Below are 15,969 nucleotides of genomic sequence, written 5' to 3'. Positions count from 1 at the left end.
ATGGAAGGGGTCGTATAGATTGAATTATTACTTTTTGCCAAGGAGATGTCATGCCGGAAATGTTCCAGGTTCTTCCGCCTGTGGAAGCACTCAAAGTCCTGTTCGATCAGCTTTCTCCGAATGTCATGACGGAGAATGTTGATACGGCTGAAGCGCTTGATCGCGTCCTGATTGAGAAATTGACCGCTCCGTCTTCACTGCCCTCTTTTCCACGCAGCACGATGGACGGTTATGCAGTGCGTGCCAAAGATACCTTCGGTGCGACGGAATCGCTGCCGGCCTATCTCAATGTAATCGGCGAAGTGCCGATGGGGCGCGGCTTTGAATTGGAGGTCGGTCTGGCTCAGGCGGCCATTGTTTACACCGGCGGCATGATACCGCCCGGGGCTGACGCCGTCGTCATGGTGGAGCGGACTCAGAAGCTCGATGCGAAAAACATAGAAGTTCTACGCGCCGTAGCGCCAGGAGAGAACGTCATTGAAGTCGGTGAGGACGTAAAAGAAGGCGAACCGCTGTTTGACTCGGGACACATCCTCCGCCCCCAGGATCTCGGTGGACTGATGGCGTTAGGCATCACGAAAGTCACGGTTGCCGCCCGACCGCGTGTGGCGATTGTCTCCACTGGGGACGAGGTCGTTCCTCCGGAACAGACGCCCGGCCTCGGTCAGGTTCGGGACGTCAACACTTACACCATAGCAGGTCTTGCGGCCCGTTCCGGGGGCATCCCCCAGCAGAAGGGGATCATCAGGGACGATTATGATTGTCTCTTTTCCGCAACCCGTGAAGCGCTGGATACTGCGGATGTACTGGTGGTCTCCGCTGGATCTTCCGTTTCCACACGGGACCTGACAGCGGATGTCGTGAATAACCTGGGGAAACCTGGTGTGGTGGTCCACGGTGTCGCAGTAAGGCCCGGCAAGCCGACCGTCCTTGGGGTCTGCAACGGCAAGCCTGTGATCGGCCTTCCGGGCAACCCCGTCAGTGCAATGGTTGTGGCGGGACTGTTCCTGGTGCCGTTGCTCTGGCGGCTGCAGGGCTTGGTGAAGCCGCCTGCCCGACAAAGGGTGACGGCAATACTGGCCCATAACATTGCGTCGGTCACCGGTCGTGAAGACTTTGTGCAGGTCCGGCTTGTGGAGCGTGAAAGCGAGCTCCGGGCCGAGCCGATTTTCGGCAAATCCAACCTGATTTACACCCTGGTCAAGTCTGAAGGAATGGTATGCGTGCCACTCGATTCCAATGGTTTACACAAGGGCGAACGGGTCGAGGTGGAGTTATTCTGAGAATGTAATAAGAAAAAAGGAGACGGGGATGAGCAGGAACAGGAAATTTTATCTTGAAGATATTCCTCTGGATGAAGCATGGCGTCGGTTGATCATGGCCATGGAAAGCTCCGGATCGTGGGTCGCATTCCCCGGCGAGGAGCTGCCGCTGGATGAAGCGCTGGGTCGCGTGACGGCAGCGCCCGTGTGGGCGGCCTTGTCTTCCCCGGGTTATCATGCCAGCGCGATGGACGGTTACGCGGTCCGTTCGGCGGACACGATCGGCGCAACCGAGACATCGCCGAAACGCCTCAGGATCGGTCCCGAAGGACCGGCCAGCTATGTCGATACCGGCGATCCGATACCTTCCTGGGCTGACGCGGTCATCCAGATCGAACATACCCAGCATATTGAGGAAGAAGTCGGCGGCGAATTAATAGAAATCCAGGCCGGCGTTGCCCCCTGGACAGCGATTCGCCCCATGGGTGAAGACATGGTCGCCACCGAACTGGTACTCCCGGCCAATTATCGGCTGAAACCGGTGGACCTGGGAGCGCTTGCCGGTTGCGGACATGCAACGGTCAGCGTTCGTCGCCGGCCGCGTGTGGCGGTGATCCCGACGGGGACCGAACTCGTTACGGTCGAGCAGGCGGCGCAGGCGGGATTAAAGACGGGCGATATCATCGAATACAACTCACTGGTACTGGCTTCCCAGATCCGCGAATGGGGCGGCCTGCCCACCAGATACCCGATCGTGGCTGACGATTATGAGCGCATCCGGGAAACGGTGCGGGAAGCGGCGGTCACCCATGACCTCGTTCTCGTCAATGCCGGTTCCTCGGCGGGGAGTGAAGATTTTACATCGAGTATTGTTGAGGAACTGGGAACCCTGCTTGTTCACGGCGTCGCAATCCGTCCGGGTCATCCGGTTGTCCTCGGCACCGTGACCGAACGCCACACGCCTATCATCGGCGTTCCGGGCTATCCGGTTTCCTGCGCCCTGACCGGGGAAATTTTTGTGGAGCCCCTGATTTCCCACTGGCTCGGATTGACGCCAAGGGAAAAACCCAAGGTGAAAGCAACCATCAGCCGCAAGCTGCTCTCGCCGATGGGTGAAGACGAATGGGTGCGGGTGACCGTCGGGCGGGTTGGTGAAAGAACCGTTGCCGCTCCCCTGTCCCGTGGGGCGGGCGTCATCACCTCCCTTGTCCGGGCGGATGGAATTGTCCGCATCCCGAGATTTTCGGAGGGGGTCGATGCAGGGCAGGATGTCACCGTAGAGCTGTATCGTGACCCGTCGGAAATCGACCGAACCATTGTTCATATCGGGAGTCACGACCTTTGCCTCGATATCCTGTCTCAATACCTGGCGGATTCCGGTCGCCGCTTCTCCAGCTCCAACGCCGGGAGTCTGGGCGGCTTGATGGCCCTGCGACGCGGGGATGCTCATCTGGCAGGTTCCCATCTCCTGGACCCGGCTACAGGTGAATACAATATTTCCTATATAAAGCAATACCTGCCAAATTTACCTGTCGTGCTGATGACCTTCATGCAACGCGAGCAGGGGCTGATCGTGGCTCCGGGAAATCCCAAGGGAATTAAGGGACTGGCCGACCTGGCGCGTGATGACGTGCGCTATGTCAACCGCCAGCGCGGAGCAGGCACACGGGTCCTGCTTGACTATCATCTGGAAAAGCTCGGGATCGAACCTGGGAATGTAAAGGGTTACCAGCGTGAAGAATATACTCACCTGGCTGTTGCCGTTGCTGTGCAATCCGGAGCGGTGGACTGCGGTCTGGGCATTGCCGCTGCTGCGCACGCACTTAGGCTGGATTTCATTCCCTTTGAGAAAGAACGTTACGATCTGGTCATTCCCCGCATACACTACGATAGCGACCTCCTACAACCACTCTTCGATCTGATTCAAGGCCCCAACCTGCGACGCGTCGTTGACGAGTTGCCCGGCTACGACACGACTCACATGGGGGACATCGTGATCGAGCTGTAGTTGCCCTGAAAATATCCCTTTTTTTTGAATTACTGATGAATTCAAGGCCTTTTCATAAAGTTGTTGATTTATGAGTGCGTTATGTATTATGAGACATAAGTCATTAATGATGTCATCAACAAAAGGAGGAAGCAGGCCATGAAACTGAGTGCACGAAATGTTTTAAGCGGCACGGTGGCAAGCGTCAGGAAGGGGGCGGTGAATACCGAAGTCATCCTCGACCTGAAGGGCGGATCGGCGCTTGTGTCGGTGATTACCAATACAAGCGCCGACAACCTTGCCTTGAAACAGGGGACCGCGGCTTTCGCCATCGTCAAGGCAAGCAGTATCATCGTCGGAACGGAACTGGAAAAGGCCAAAATCAGCGCACGCAATATCTTGAACGGCACTGTGGTGAAGGTTGTCGAAGGGCCTGTCAGCGCTGAAGTTGACCTGGATGTCGGCGCCGGCAATACGATTGTTGCGGTGATTACCGAAGAAAGCGCAAAAAGATTGGGGCTCAAGGCAGGAAGCAGCGCCTACGCCATGATCAAGGCCAGCAGCGTTATTATTGGTGTTGAGTAAAAGGACCGATACATTCTTCCCGAAGACGGCTGTTTCTCCCGCCTTTGGGAAGAATATCCCGTGCTGTGGAAAAAAGGGAGAACGATTCTCGATTATCCGTAATTCCCGCCATCGCATTGCCTGATACCCCCTTCCCGTGACTGAAGAAAGATGGATGCAGTCGTCAGCACAGGATAAAACTCAACGCTTGTAGAGCAACATTGTCGTAACGACCTGATTGGCGTGAGGATGGCGCGAATCAAGGGTCTGTGCGTTTTCCATCCACATATTCCGGTAAGAAGCCGGTCATATTCTATTTCTGAAAGGAACTTCAATGATGAAATCTATGTTTAAGTATCTGGCAACTGGATTCATGATGATTATTCTGGCTCTATTTCTGTTGACCTCGATGGCCATGGCCGGGGATGTGAATCTTTCCGTCGCCGCGAGCATGAAAGACGCCGTGAACCAGCTCACCGACAATTTCGCCAAAAAGAATCCCGGAGTGAAGTTCATCAAGAACTACGGCGCTTCCGGCGCATTGGCCAAACAGATTGAGAGCGGCGCACCGGCGGACATCTTTATTTCCGCCAATGAGAAATGGATGGATTATCTGAAGGAAAAGAAGCTGATGGACGACCGAAGCATCGGCACTTTTGCCTATAACGAGCTGGTTTTTGTGGGGAAGCCGGGTATGAAAGTCAGGAGTATGCAGGATCTGGCAGAACTGGAAAAAATCGCCATCGGAAGTCCCCAGAGTGTTCCGGCGGGGGAATACGCCATGGCTGCACTGAAAAAATCCGGCATGGACAAAGAGCTTGAAAGAAAGCTGGTTATGGCCAAGGACGTGCGGGCGTGTCTCATGTATGCCGAACAGGGTGAAGTCGATGGCTCCTTCGTTTACAAGACGGATGCCCTCCTGGCCAAAAACACTAAAATCCTTTTCGTCGTGCCCCAGGAACTCTATCCGCGGGTAACGTATCCCAAAGGATTAACTGCAGCCGGCAGTAAAAACAAGGATGCCGCTGCCTTCTTCAATTATCTGAATTCGGCTGAAGCCAGAAAGTCCTTGGAACAACTGGGGTTTACGGCAAAGTAATCAGGTGAATATGCCGTCCTTTACCTCTGCCGATTATTCCGCAATATTTCTGTCGATGAAGGTGGCATCGACGGCAACCCTGCTGTCGCTGCCGGTCGGCTTCGCGCTGGCCTGGCTCATGACCTATAAACAGTTTCGGGGGAAGGTTATCCTCGATGTTCTGATCAGCCTTCCCCTGACCCTGCCGCCGGTCGTTATCGGTTACCTGTTGCTTCTACTGCTCGGCAGAAACGGGTGGGTCGGGAAATATCTGCTCCAGCCGCTCGATATCAGACTGATCTTCACCTGGAAAGCGGCAGTCATCGCCACGGCGGTGGTCGGGTTTCCCCTGCTGGTTCGTGCAATCCGCATCGGAATGGAAAGCATCGATGAGAGGCTTCTCCAGGCAGCACGCACCCTCGGCGCCGGAACCTTTGACAACATCATCACTGTTATCCTTCCTCTCTCTTTCCGGGGAATTCTGGCCGGTTCCGCTCTCATGTTCGCCCGTGGACTGGGCGAGTTCGGGGCCACAATCATTGTGGCAGGCAACATCCCCGGAGTGACCCAGACGATACCGCTGGCCATTTATGAATATACAAGCTCTCCCAGCGGGGATGTCATGGCGCTGGCACTCTGCATGGTGTCTATCTCCCTGTCGGTGATCATCCTCCTGTTCCACGAGTTTTTGTCACGGCGGCTGGTTAAGGCGGACTGACATGGAACTGCGGGTAGATGTACAGAAAAACTTCGGCTCCTTCTCTTTTGCTGCAAACTTTACGGCCAGCGGGGTATCAACGGGGGTTTTCGGTCCCTCCGGGAGCGGCAAGTCAACTCTTGTGAAACTCATTGCCGGCCTTCACAAGCCGGACTCCGGCGTTATCATAATCGATGGGGAAACTCTTTTCGACAGTTCCCGGCGGCAGAACATCCCTGTGGAAGAGCGGAGGGTCGGCATGGTCTTCCAGCATCCCAATCTGTTTCCCCACTTGAATGTGAAACGCAACCTCTTGTATGGGTACAGACGGTGTCCTTCCCAGCACCGCAGGATTACACTCTCTGATCTGGTGGATGTGCTGGAGATCGGACACCTCCTGGATCGGGGGGTGAACAACCTCTCGGGGGGCGAGAAGCAGCGGGTTTCCATCGGCAGGACCGTACTTTCCAACCCCCGCCTGCTTCTTATGGATGAACCTCTCTCCGCCCTGGACGACAACCTGAAATATCAGATCATCACTTATCTGAAAAACGTCAGTAAGCGGTTCGGGATTCCCTACCTGTTCATTTCCCATTCGCTTAAGGAAATGCGCCTTATGTCCGATCAGGTCCTGGTTGTGGAAGACGGAAGGATCGCCGATCAGATGCCAACCGAACAACTGGCGCTATCCAGAATGGGACAGAGCCTTACCGGATACATCAACATTCTGAAGCTGAAAGATCCTCGACTTCGCGACGAGTTGCATGCCTATCCGTGGGGTGATGGCGAGCTGCTCATCGTTGCCGGTGAGGGCCAGCCGGGAACACTGTTCGAACTCTCGTCACGGGATATCATCCTCTTACGTAGATTTCCTCATGCAATCAGCGCCCGGAACCTCCTCAAATGCACCGTGGTCGACGCCTTCCCCTCCGGGCACAGGATCGGAGTCAAACTTGACTGTGGTGGAGAACACCTTGTGGCTGAAGTGACGCTGCCGGCGGCCAGGGAACTGGAAATCGAGACGGGGCGCGAACTCTACGCTGCGATCAAGGCCTCGGCTTTCAGACAAATCATGTAAGTTGTTCTGATCAAGGTTATTTGTTTAAGACAGATGCCTTATCACGGAAGGTTTCCAGCCGCATATCATCATTGTCACCGAACACTTTACGGCGTACCTGATAAAGCGGAGGAAGATCATTGCTCAGGACGGTAAACATTTCTCATATTTCATCATGGTCAATTAATTGGATCGCAACTTTTTCTCCTGCCTTTACTTCTGAAGTATTTTCCGGGATAACAATCAGACAGTTCGCTCTGCTCATTGAACGAAGTACGGATGAGTTCTGATTCCCTGTTGTTGAAACATAAAACTCGTTGTTTCGAATAGAAAAATGCCCTCTCAGCAGAAAAGCTTTGCCCGGTTGCTTTTTGAGATCCTCCTCAAGAATTGCATTAAGAACCGGCTTTCTGATCCTTTTTGCACCCATTAACCTGAGTAACGCCGGTCGGACAAATTGAAGAAATGATGTAAGAGTCGAAACAGGATTTCCTGGCAGGCCAAAAAACAGTTTGTTTTCTTTAACACCAAAAGTGCACGGTCTCCCGGGTTTGACCTTAATCCATTCAAATTTTGTTTCAATATTCAGATCAGAATAAATCTCCTTAACAAAATCGTATTTCCCCATGGATACGCCGCCCGTGGATATAATGACGTCGGATTTCATGGCCTTCAAAAACATTTCCCTCGTATCTTTCAAGGTATCTTTCACAATGCCCAGATAATCAGGGAGACCGCTATATTTTTTCACTTCAGAGTATAAAGAATAGGCATTGCTGTTTCGAATCTGACCCATTTGAACTTCTTCACCGATTTCGGCCAGTTCATCGCCTGTAGAGATAATCGAGACAGTCGGCTGTTTATAGACTTTAATCGTTTGATAATTCAGGGAAGCAAGGATGCCTACATCCGCGGATCTGAGCCTGTCGCCTTTTTCCAATACCTTGTCGCCTTTTTTGATATCCTCTCCGGCGAATCTGCAATTACTGTATTTCACTGTCTCATTGAATATTCTTATGTATCCGGCTTCTTCTTCCGCATCTTCAAACGGAATGACCGAATCAGCACTTTTCGGGAGGGGCGCACCGGTCATTATTCTTATTGCCGTTCCCTTCAACACCTCTTTGCCATCCAGCAGGCCACCAGCCCTTATTTCCGCTATAACTTGAAGTTTTACAGGACTTGTCTCTGTTGCTCCCTTCGTGTCCGCTGCAATGACCGCGTAGCCATCCATTGCGGAATTATCTCTTGGAGGGATCATTGTACTTGCTACAATGTCCTCATACAGAACACGATTGGCAGATTCCATTATCGAAATGCCTTCATCGGTCAGAGGTTTTACAGATTCTAAGATTATTTTTTGAGCTTCGTCGATGGATATGGGTAAATTTATATTTTTCATTCCTCTTTTCCAAACTGTTATTATAAAAAATAATTGTTGAGCCATGATCAGTTAAAGGAATTCCGGCCAAATCACAAATGCCTGCAGGAGAGCTCAACGATAAGGTTCACTTTTAGAATCAGTCAGTTGTTACATTTCTTCCTCGAGTGTGACTTTTTATTGGTCTGACTTTTTTATGAAGACGATAATGTCATTTCACCGATGACAGGTTCAAGAATCGGGTCAAGTTTCATCATCTCACCAAGCCGTCTCGCGTCCACCGTGCCAAGAATGCAGGAGGCCAATCCCAGTGCCGTGGCTGTAAGACTGAAGGTCTGATAAAAGCAACCCAAATCCTGTAAAACAAGTCGAAAGGCGATTTTTTCATACTTCCATGCGTCTCTCAGAAAACGGGAGGTTAGGACCAGATGGATATGCGGAGGTCCCGCACCGGGGATCAGGAAGTGAGGATTGCTCTGCAGATAGGCCTCCAGTGACGTCTCATTCGCAGCGATGGACTCCAGCCGATGCTGTTCCGGATCGTAGCGCCAGGCACCCGGAGCAAGGCCGATGCATTGACGCACCAGAGGGTAGATTTCCAGAGAGTGCAATCCGCCGCCGCTGGGTGACGGCCGCAGTGATCGCAAACAAGGACTGAAAGGATCATCCTGAATTTCCTGAACTCGGGCGGACACGTCCAGTAATGCACCAAGTTCCTCCAAGGTAATCGGCCGGTTGCCGGGGATGCGACGACTGCGACGTTTTGCCAGCACATGGGCAAAAGAAAAATTCAGCTTGTCCATGAGCTGCCCGTTCGTTTCAGGCAGGGAAATGCATTCCCCTGCGCAGGATTTAAAAAGCGGCGCCGGCGGAGTCTTTTCTTTGAGTCGCCAGGTCGCACCTATCGGATCATCATGAAACCCGATGCTCGAATTGTGAAAAAAGAGCAGATCATGAAATTCCCACACAGCAGAGTCTGTTTCACCTTCAACCAGGGCATCCATAAGCCTCAGCGCTTGATAAAATGCGGTGCGACCCTCGTCCTCAAAAGACACTGCTGCACATTCCCGAACGATCTCCATCAGCCAGACCAGGCAGTTTTCGTCGTGAAAGGCGCATTTTCTTTGAGAAAGCGGCATCTCAAGTAAGATAGATTTCCCGACACGCCTCAGGCATGCGTAGGGGGACAGACTCTGTAATGAAGCAGGCATTTTTTCTTTCCAGGCACGCCAGTCCGGTGTGGGGTAGAGAGAAAGCAGGGATTGCCCATCAATGCTGATTTGTGCCTGGAGAAGACCGTGAGAAAACATCCTTTCACACAAAAAGTAGACAGCCTCAGGATGGGATGATGATTCCGCCAGCCTGTCAATCAACTCCTCCGTCATCCAGCTCATCATCAGGGCTTCCATAAGCGGACTATCGGGTACGTCCAGAAACTTTTCCTCCGCTCTGAACAGGGTCATCCGCCCGTTTCCTGACCGCTCCATCGTGATGTCATCGCGCAGCTTCACAGCTAATGATATGCTGCTCTTCTGAAGGCGAGGTTTTTTGTTCATGCAAATTAACCCATTCATTTCACAAAAATCACAAAAAAAACGGCACAGGATTCAGATCATCTTCACCCACGTCTCCGTCAATCCATCCTGCCTCTCTGGGAACGTCGAAAAGCCGGCGGCAACCGAAACGGGGCCAGAAATGCACAAGTCCCGGAACGATCACCCTCACTACCGGAAAGCCAACATCGGGTCGGGTCATGTCCACTACCAGCATCTCCAACCCCCTGGTGCGCAGCAACTGCACTGCATCCTCAATGTCGTCAAGAAAATCCTCTCGCTGTTTACTGTGGAAATCTGAAGAGATTCTTGGAGGCTGATGAGGGTCCGCCCGTAAAAAATGTTCCCTGCCTGCGTCCTGCAACTTGAGTCTGTATTCCTTTCTATCCACCATTATCCAACATTGACCCAATTCAGATATGGCCCTCTCCAAGGCGATATGCGGGTCGTAATGGCAGCCTAATCCAATCGCTTTAAGGCAGTCGTCTTCCTTTGAGCCAAACAGATTGGCGGAAAAAACGGGGATGCCCAGGTCATTGGTCAGATCGAGCACATCCAGCCCCATGCCCTTCTCTTTCATGGATACATCCACTGCGGCGGTAAAAGTCGAATCTAAACTGCGCCAATCCACGGCTGGCTTCCGCAGTCGATGATACCACCACATCGCCGTTGCATCGCGCTCAACCAGTTCAAAAAAGCCCTGCATGACGGCCTCTTCTAAACAGTTCCCCGCTGCTACACCATTGCTGCAACCGCGACAGATGTCTCCCCCCCTTTCCCGCGGATAGGAATAATAAACAAAGGCACTGGGAATCAGCCGCCAACGCTTCTGTGTAAGCGACCAGGCCGGCATCCAGTCAATCGGACGATCGAAATCATAAGGGTCAGGAACGTGAGTGGTCCCCCCCTTTTTGCGCCAGGCTTCGCGGTCCCTGTATTGCTGTTCACTGAAACCCATTAAATGGTGAGGGGCAATCGCCACATCACCCAGTTCCGTAAAGGATGCCCGAATATGAGTCTCATAACCCTCGTATTGTGAACAGTAGCGTTCAATGGCCTCACCCAGAGCGCTGGCCCGCGCCTGCAGCTCGCTCCGGCCTTTTCCCAGACTGAAACCAGTAGCCGACAGGCGCGACTTCTGTTCGTAAAGCAACGCTTCTCCCCGGTTCCGGACGTTCCATTCGCTGCGAATCACCGAGCCGAAGCATGAAGGAATATCATCCAGCAGCATCAACCGTCCCACCACACCTGTGACCGGGCTGATCAGGTGGGCATATTTATCAAGTGTTTCCACTGCTGAGCAGACCCGCTCACCGCCATCACGATAATCCACTTTTATTCGTGATTCCAGGCAAAATGGTTCCTTCGGAAGGGTTTCAAGCCGGATGTTTTTTTGTGAGATGGTCCCGCACACCGCACATTGAGGACGTTTCGCAAGCAGATGACGCTCCATCCGCAGTGTCTGGAAGTCAAGGGTGACCATGACACCTGTCATTTCCGACGAACCTCCCATGGCCAGTTTTTCCAGTTCCACTGCCAGCAATCCGGTAACCGTTTCCAAAGAATGAATTGTCTGCCCTATGGAAAGGCGCAAAGACTTTTTATTCCCACTTTGAAGGATCTGATCCGCTTCCAGCCTCCGATGTCCCATTACCCGGTCAAGCAGGCAAGCCAGGCAGCCTGTTTCTTCCGTAAGAAATGGTCCGAGCCACGGAATCACCCCACAGGGCTTTACAGGCATCCAGCGGAGTCTGAGCTTTTGGGCGAAACGTCCGAAGGCAGCCAGCTCCGGCTCGAGATAATCAGGTGTGACGGCCACGTGAACCGTATCGGCAGACCTCCTTTCAGTGCGCCAATCCCGGACGCGTTCGATCCGCACCACATCGGAACGAGACAGCGATGACGCGATGGCATCCGCAGACGTCTCCGCTTCGCCGATGGCAAATATTTTTACAGTCAAGTCATCGTTCCTGGAAGGCGGATATCCTGTCCTTTCCTGTCCATACGCCTTAGATCGAAACAAATCCGCCGGCGTTTCAGTCTGCACTGAATCCTTGACGATCACACCCTGCTTTTCGAGTTGAATCAAGACATAATAAACCTTTTCTGGGGGGAACCGATTCGCTAATGCTTCGGCCAGATTGTCCTCGTTGCCGAGATCGCTGGCGATCAACCGAATGACCTCCAACGCCAGTCCAGAGATAATTTTTTTAGGCCCGGTTTCATCCAGGATGAACCATCGGGAATTCCCGTCGGCAATCGGAGCGATGCCCCTTTTGATCCTGTAACGGCTCATCGCGACACCTTATAAAAACCCCGCCAGATAATCAATCCACTGGTCGCCGTGTTGAACCAGGCCATAAGGCTTACGGCAGCCACCGGCGCAACGGGCTGAATACGGGCAGCGACGGCATTCAGCAGGCAGCGCCTCGACCGATGCGCAGGCTTGTATCTCCGGACAGCTCCGGATCTCCTCGAGTGACCTGCAGCCTTCCATTTCACTCACGTCAAAGCACGCCTGCATTCGTCCGCGGGCATTGACGTTCAGCGCCACGAAGGGCCCACAATCCTGCGTCCGGCCATGAAACACCCGTGCACCCAGCTCGGTCGGCTTGACTCCGCAAAATGGCATGGCCAGAAAAATCCCTTGGGCCTCCTCTGGGTAGCGGACCATTAAACCTTCCATTTCTTCCGCAAAGAGCTGGGCATCGGACTGTGTCCAGGGACGGGGCAGTATCGGCGTTGATTCGTAACGCAATGGCATCCAGAAAAGCCGAGGCGAGGTTTTGACAAGTTGGATAAAATGATCCAATTTTCCGTGCAGTTCCGGCAGCAGTGTCGTGAGCAGGCGGACACGGGGCACCCCCTCCTCCAGCGCCAGATTGATTATTTCCAGTTTTCTGGCTGACACATCCGAACAGCCGGTAAGCTCGTCCATGCGCCCGGCATCCAACGTCGGAAAACTGATGCGCAAATCATTCACAACCCGGAAAAGCTTTCGATAGAGTTCAGCATGTCCCATTCCGTTGGTGTTCAGAACGATGTAGCGCCCCCGCAGATGGGCATAGTAGCAGAACATTTCAACCTGCGGATGCAGTGTCGCCTCTCCCCCTGTGAAACGGATAGCAGGAATGGAATTATCCACCGCCCAGTCAATCCAGCGCAACACCTCGTCATCCGGCATAAATCGGTTACCCAGACGGGTCTCACCGCCCAGATAACAGAATGCACAATTCATATTGCAGGCATCTGTGATTTCAATTTTCAGTTCGCCTGGCGCCACAGGAGAAATCATCATCTTTTAAATTCCTGAGGTGGAACAACATAATGGCATGCTCCCCCGCCTGCCACCTCCCATGCCAGATCAGGGAAGATCGGTGAAATCAGGTTAAACGCATCTCACACAGGATATTTCATCGGTATCTTCAGTCATTATCGGTTTGATCGACCATTCTTCACCCGGTTTCAAGGGAAGAACAATGTGCATGACTGCATCCGTTTGTTCCAGAACTTTGATTTCGACAGCGGCAGGAACAAAGATGTCATATTCCTTCAACACCGATCTGGGGTTTGATATAAACCTTTCTTTAAAAGATTCATCACTCCATGCCCTGGCAAACAGCTTCGCCATCTTTTTGTCCTGTTCTTTTATTTCTTCATCACCTAAATAAACAGTTCTTGGCCCTGCAAGCGGCTTCGCCATTTTTTTTTCCAGTTCTTTTATTTGTTCATCTATCATTTTACTTCCTTCTCTTTATTTATTCTGGAAACGTGAAAAGAAATATCGTCATTTCCCCATGGATCAGAATAGACTCAATATTCAAACCGATTTTCTCATCTTTTCCGCAATGACCTGAGCGGTGGAATAGTTATACCGGGACATAACCGCATTATCGTACTGGAAAATGATTACACCCCAACGACACGGGTACCGCCATGGATTCGAAGAACCTGCAGAACTCATATGATGTTTTAAGGATGGAGTACTCTACAAGAAGGGAATATTGCGTCCAGTTTCTCTGTTCCGTATATCCTTAAAAAAATCCCAATTCAGCATTATTTTATCGGCCATTGCTTTTTCCGGTGCGAATATAGACAGAAGAGAATCGTTATGTCAATACGGGAATAAGGCATCCCTCTTAAAATTTGAAGAATTGTTGACGGGGAAGCAAATCAGCTCTGAGAAAGGAAATATCGGCTTCGACCGTCAATTCACAAACTGTAATTCTTCAAAACCTTATTTAAGATTGAGCACTCATTATAAGATGTTCCGGAAACAGCCGGAGGATCGGCCAACGTGCGTCGGGTGATCTCATTCCCATAGTAAGAGACACGCAGAGCAGGAAAAAGACGGCTGAACGGATGGCAGGCATTACAGACGGGTTCTGTTTGTCTCAGTCATAAGGTAAGAAAATTTTTCTCTTTCGCTCATGCAAATAAAAGCAGCCACTCTTCCTTCAAGGAATTCAGCAACAGCCCATTGAAATGAAAGAGATATTTCCCCTCGTACTGCCAGGAGCAAATGATATTCATGGTGCAAAATATTATTTGCACTGCAGAAAAATACTTCTTAATTTTCCGCTCTGCATTTTTTACCCTATGAGATAATTTGCTTCATCATCCACTCCATGGACTCGGGAAATTTTTCCATGGCTTCAGTCAGGGATTTTGCATCTATAGGACACTGAATAGGCATAGGACCTTCCGGTGACATCAGCTGAGCCTGGCCGATAAAAAGGGGGGTGCGATTGGCGTCAACAGTCCCATCAATTTTTATGGGGGTCAGCATACGAATAGAACCAACACTGAGATCGGTGATTGTCTCTTCCCGATACAGGTTATCCTGGTTAAACTTAACTTCTTTCTGTGTCTTTTCTGCAGAATCACTCATAAATTTTCCTACTCCTTATACATAATCGGTTTGTTTATATATTCACATCAATAATTTATTGGTGAGTTCGAAAGAATCCTGTTCAAAGGACGTGTTAGATAATAATCAAGAAGATTTTCATTTAACACTCTATCAAAATTCATGCTTATGAATTGCTCTCTTATAAAAGGAACAAAAGGACAACTCCAGCCCGCAAGGTCTGCTTCGTCCCCCTTTATTCTATCCGCCACTCGATCATAAAGCGCTGCAGTCCAACGATTATAACCTTCACATTGGCCATCAAGTATTGTTTGCCAAAAATCTTCATGATAACTCCCGAAATTCATGTTTGTCCCGGCAAATCGTTGACAAGGATATATGGTGCCATCTGCGGACAAAACCAATTGTTTTATTCCCGCAGGGCAAGAAAAATAAGCCCCTGTAATCATTTGCACGACTGCAAATTTCCATTCACCATCAAATTCCATGTCATATTTTTCAGTTGCCTGCTCCATTCTTTTCAGTGCTTCAAACTTTTCTGTTTCCGTCAATTCAAGCTGTCGCTCTTCTTCGGAATGACCACAGAATATATTTGCCGTAATACCCTTAACTCCTATTGCAGCCATTTCATCTACAAACTTCTCAATATTAGAGATGTTTAATTTACTTAATACGGTAATCACCCTGCATTTTATATCAGCCGCAAGAATCCTCTTTAAATTTTCAACAACTCTGTCATATGTTCCTTGACCAGTTAAGTCTACTCTTCGTTTATCATTGTCTTCCTCTATTCCATCTAAACTGACCATTATTCCCAACTTGGATTTATTGTGCCTGATCCAATTGAATATCTTCCTGTTTAATTTAAAGGCATTTGTAAACAATTTAAATGAAGTATCTATATTGTATTTTTTACTCATTCGGTCTGCATTCTCATAAATCCCGCGGAGCGCTTTAAAATTCAATAAAGGTTCATAACCAAGAAATGATATCAGCAACGTGGTAATTTCTCTCTTTTTCAAATAAGTAAACAGCCCCTCCACAAACTGACTCGCAAAATCGTTGTTCATATCATTGCTTTTAAAATCATAAAAATGATGATAGCAGCCTTTGCATGCCAAATTACATTTGGCAGAAGTCAAAAATGTAACCTTTGTAATATTCGGAATTTTATTCTTAGATCTTACTTTTTCAACATACTCCTGAAATATATCTTTTCCATTTTTGTTTTCTTCGACTAAAAATCGTTTGTCGTATAATTCTTTAATCAAACCGAATGAATCGCACTTATAAATCTTCGATATTTTATGTACAGCCTCATCTGCAGCAACTGGAGATTCAAAGAACTTCAAGACTTCATTAATATCAGGGCTAAAACACGATAAATTGCCATGCAATTTACTGTAAATTCGCACTTCATTGTTATCTATCTGGTTCACAACCAGAAATGGAGATTTCTTTAAAACAGTATCTGTTTGCAGCTTGTCGGAATACATTCGCAATCTTCTGTAGTTATGACA

13 protein-coding genes are annotated in these 15,969 nt (G+C 50.3%); 6 read left to right on the top strand and 7 right to left on the bottom strand.

The genetic code is table 11. The annotated features are described in order from the left end of the window. The first annotated feature begins 50 nt into the window (after window positions 1–50). The 6 genes from glp (SYN_RS06705) to modC all read left to right on the top strand — a co-directional run bounded on the left by glp (SYN_RS06705) (window position 51) and on the right by modC (window position 6,666). Window positions 51–1,283 (top strand): molybdopterin molybdotransferase MoeA, encoded by a 1,233-nt coding sequence (gene glp, locus SYN_RS06705; RefSeq protein WP_011417316.1) that lies wholly within the window; start codon window positions 51–53, stop codon window positions 1,281–1,283. Between the two features lie 28 nt (window positions 1,284–1,311). Next, a complete protein-coding gene (locus SYN_RS06700; RefSeq protein WP_041584829.1) occupies window positions 1,312–3,270 on the top strand; it encodes a molybdopterin biosynthesis protein in 1,959 nt (652 codons plus the stop codon). A gap of 138 nt (window positions 3,271–3,408) precedes the next feature. Then, entirely contained in the window at window positions 3,409–3,834 is a 426-nt protein-coding gene (locus tag SYN_RS06695; RefSeq protein ID WP_011417314.1) for a TOBE domain-containing protein, read from the top strand. Window positions 3,835–4,159: 325 nt separating this feature from the next. Further along, window positions 4,160–4,912 carry a molybdate ABC transporter substrate-binding protein gene (gene modA / locus SYN_RS06690; protein WP_202943604.1) on the top strand — a complete coding sequence of 251 codons (753 nt, stop codon included), beginning with the start codon at window positions 4,160–4,162 and terminating at the stop codon, window positions 4,910–4,912. A gap of 10 nt (window positions 4,913–4,922) precedes the next feature. Next, the gene (modB, locus tag SYN_RS06685; protein WP_041584828.1) at window positions 4,923–5,609 is read left to right on the top strand and encodes a molybdate ABC transporter permease subunit; all 687 of its coding nucleotides are present in this window, start codon (window positions 4,923–4,925) and stop codon (window positions 5,607–5,609) included. Between the two features lies 1 nt (window position 5,610). Beyond that, on the top strand, window positions 5,611–6,666 hold the full coding sequence (gene modC / locus SYN_RS06680; RefSeq protein ID WP_011417311.1) for a molybdenum ABC transporter ATP-binding protein: 1,056 nt from the start codon (window positions 5,611–5,613) through the stop codon (window positions 6,664–6,666). A 142-nt stretch (window positions 6,667–6,808) separates the two neighbouring features. Here the strand turns inward: modC and glp (SYN_RS06675) are convergent, their stop codons facing one another. The 7 genes from glp (SYN_RS06675) to SYN_RS06645 form a co-directional block, all read right to left on the bottom strand. Beyond that, window positions 6,809–8,092 carry a molybdopterin molybdotransferase MoeA gene (gene glp, locus SYN_RS06675; protein ID WP_011417310.1) on the bottom strand — a complete coding sequence of 428 codons (1,284 nt, stop codon included), beginning with the start codon at window positions 8,090–8,092 and terminating at the stop codon, window positions 6,809–6,811. A gap of 128 nt (window positions 8,093–8,220) precedes the next feature. Further along, complete coding sequence (locus SYN_RS06670) at window positions 8,221–9,582, bottom strand: SagB/ThcOx family dehydrogenase (protein ID WP_041584826.1); 1,362 nt, start codon at window positions 9,580–9,582, stop codon at window positions 8,221–8,223. Between the two features lie 28 nt (window positions 9,583–9,610). After that, window positions 9,611–11,875: a TOMM precursor leader peptide-binding protein gene (locus SYN_RS06665; protein WP_011417308.1), complete on the bottom strand. Its 2,265-nt coding sequence runs from the start codon at window positions 11,873–11,875 to the stop codon at window positions 9,611–9,613. A 9-nt stretch (window positions 11,876–11,884) separates the two neighbouring features. Further along, window positions 11,885–12,877, bottom strand: coding sequence for a radical SAM protein (locus SYN_RS06660; RefSeq protein ID WP_011417307.1), 993 nt, complete (start codon window positions 12,875–12,877; stop codon window positions 11,885–11,887). Between the two features lie 90 nt (window positions 12,878–12,967). Beyond that, window positions 12,968–13,318, bottom strand: coding sequence for an NHLP leader peptide family RiPP precursor (locus tag SYN_RS06655; RefSeq protein WP_011417306.1), 351 nt, complete (start codon window positions 13,316–13,318; stop codon window positions 12,968–12,970). 858 nt (window positions 13,319–14,176) lie between these two features. Beyond that, a complete protein-coding gene (locus SYN_RS06650) occupies window positions 14,177–14,470 on the bottom strand; it encodes a hypothetical protein (protein ID WP_011417303.1) in 294 nt (97 codons plus the stop codon). A gap of 47 nt (window positions 14,471–14,517) precedes the next feature. Then, window positions 14,518–15,945, bottom strand: coding sequence for a radical SAM protein (locus SYN_RS06645; protein WP_148202518.1), 1,428 nt, complete (start codon window positions 15,943–15,945; stop codon window positions 14,518–14,520). Between the last annotated feature and the right edge of the window lie 24 nt (window positions 15,946–15,969).

It is taken from the genome of Syntrophus aciditrophicus SB, from assembly GCF_000013405.1.
Taxonomy (GTDB): Bacteria; Desulfobacterota; Syntrophia; order Syntrophales; family Syntrophaceae; genus Syntrophus; species Syntrophus aciditrophicus.
This window is presented reverse-complemented; position numbering and strand designations above follow the sequence as displayed.

Coding starts and splice junctions, on each gene's coding strand:
- SYN_RS06695 (WP_011417314.1), top strand. CDS start 3,409: ATGAAACTGAGTGCACGAAATGTTTTAAGCGGCACGGTGGCAAGCGTC.
- SYN_RS06670 (WP_041584826.1), bottom strand. CDS start 9,582: ATGAACAAAAAACCTCGCCTTCAGAAGAGCAGCATATCATTAGCTGTG.
- SYN_RS06700 (WP_041584829.1), top strand. CDS start 1,312: ATGAGCAGGAACAGGAAATTTTATCTTGAAGATATTCCTCTGGATGAA.
- SYN_RS06660 (WP_011417307.1), bottom strand. CDS start 12,877: ATGATGATTTCTCCTGTGGCGCCAGGCGAACTGAAAATTGAAATCACA.
- modB (WP_041584828.1), top strand. CDS start 4,923: ATGCCGTCCTTTACCTCTGCCGATTATTCCGCAATATTTCTGTCGATG.
- glp (WP_011417310.1), bottom strand. CDS start 8,092: ATGGCTCAACAATTATTTTTTATAATAACAGTTTGGAAAAGAGGAATG.
- SYN_RS06645 (WP_148202518.1), bottom strand. CDS start 15,945: ATGTATTCCGACAAGCTGCAAACAGATACTGTTTTAAAGAAATCTCCA.
- modA (WP_202943604.1), top strand. CDS start 4,160: ATGTTTAAGTATCTGGCAACTGGATTCATGATGATTATTCTGGCTCTA.
- modC (WP_011417311.1), top strand. CDS start 5,611: ATGGAACTGCGGGTAGATGTACAGAAAAACTTCGGCTCCTTCTCTTTT.
- glp (WP_011417316.1), top strand. CDS start 51: ATGCCGGAAATGTTCCAGGTTCTTCCGCCTGTGGAAGCACTCAAAGTC.
- SYN_RS06650 (WP_011417303.1), bottom strand. CDS start 14,470: ATGAGTGATTCTGCAGAAAAGACACAGAAAGAAGTTAAGTTTAACCAG.
- SYN_RS06655 (WP_011417306.1), bottom strand. CDS start 13,318: ATGATAGATGAACAAATAAAAGAACTGGAAAAAAAAATGGCGAAGCCG.
- SYN_RS06665 (WP_011417308.1), bottom strand. CDS start 11,875: ATGAGCCGTTACAGGATCAAAAGGGGCATCGCTCCGATTGCCGACGGG.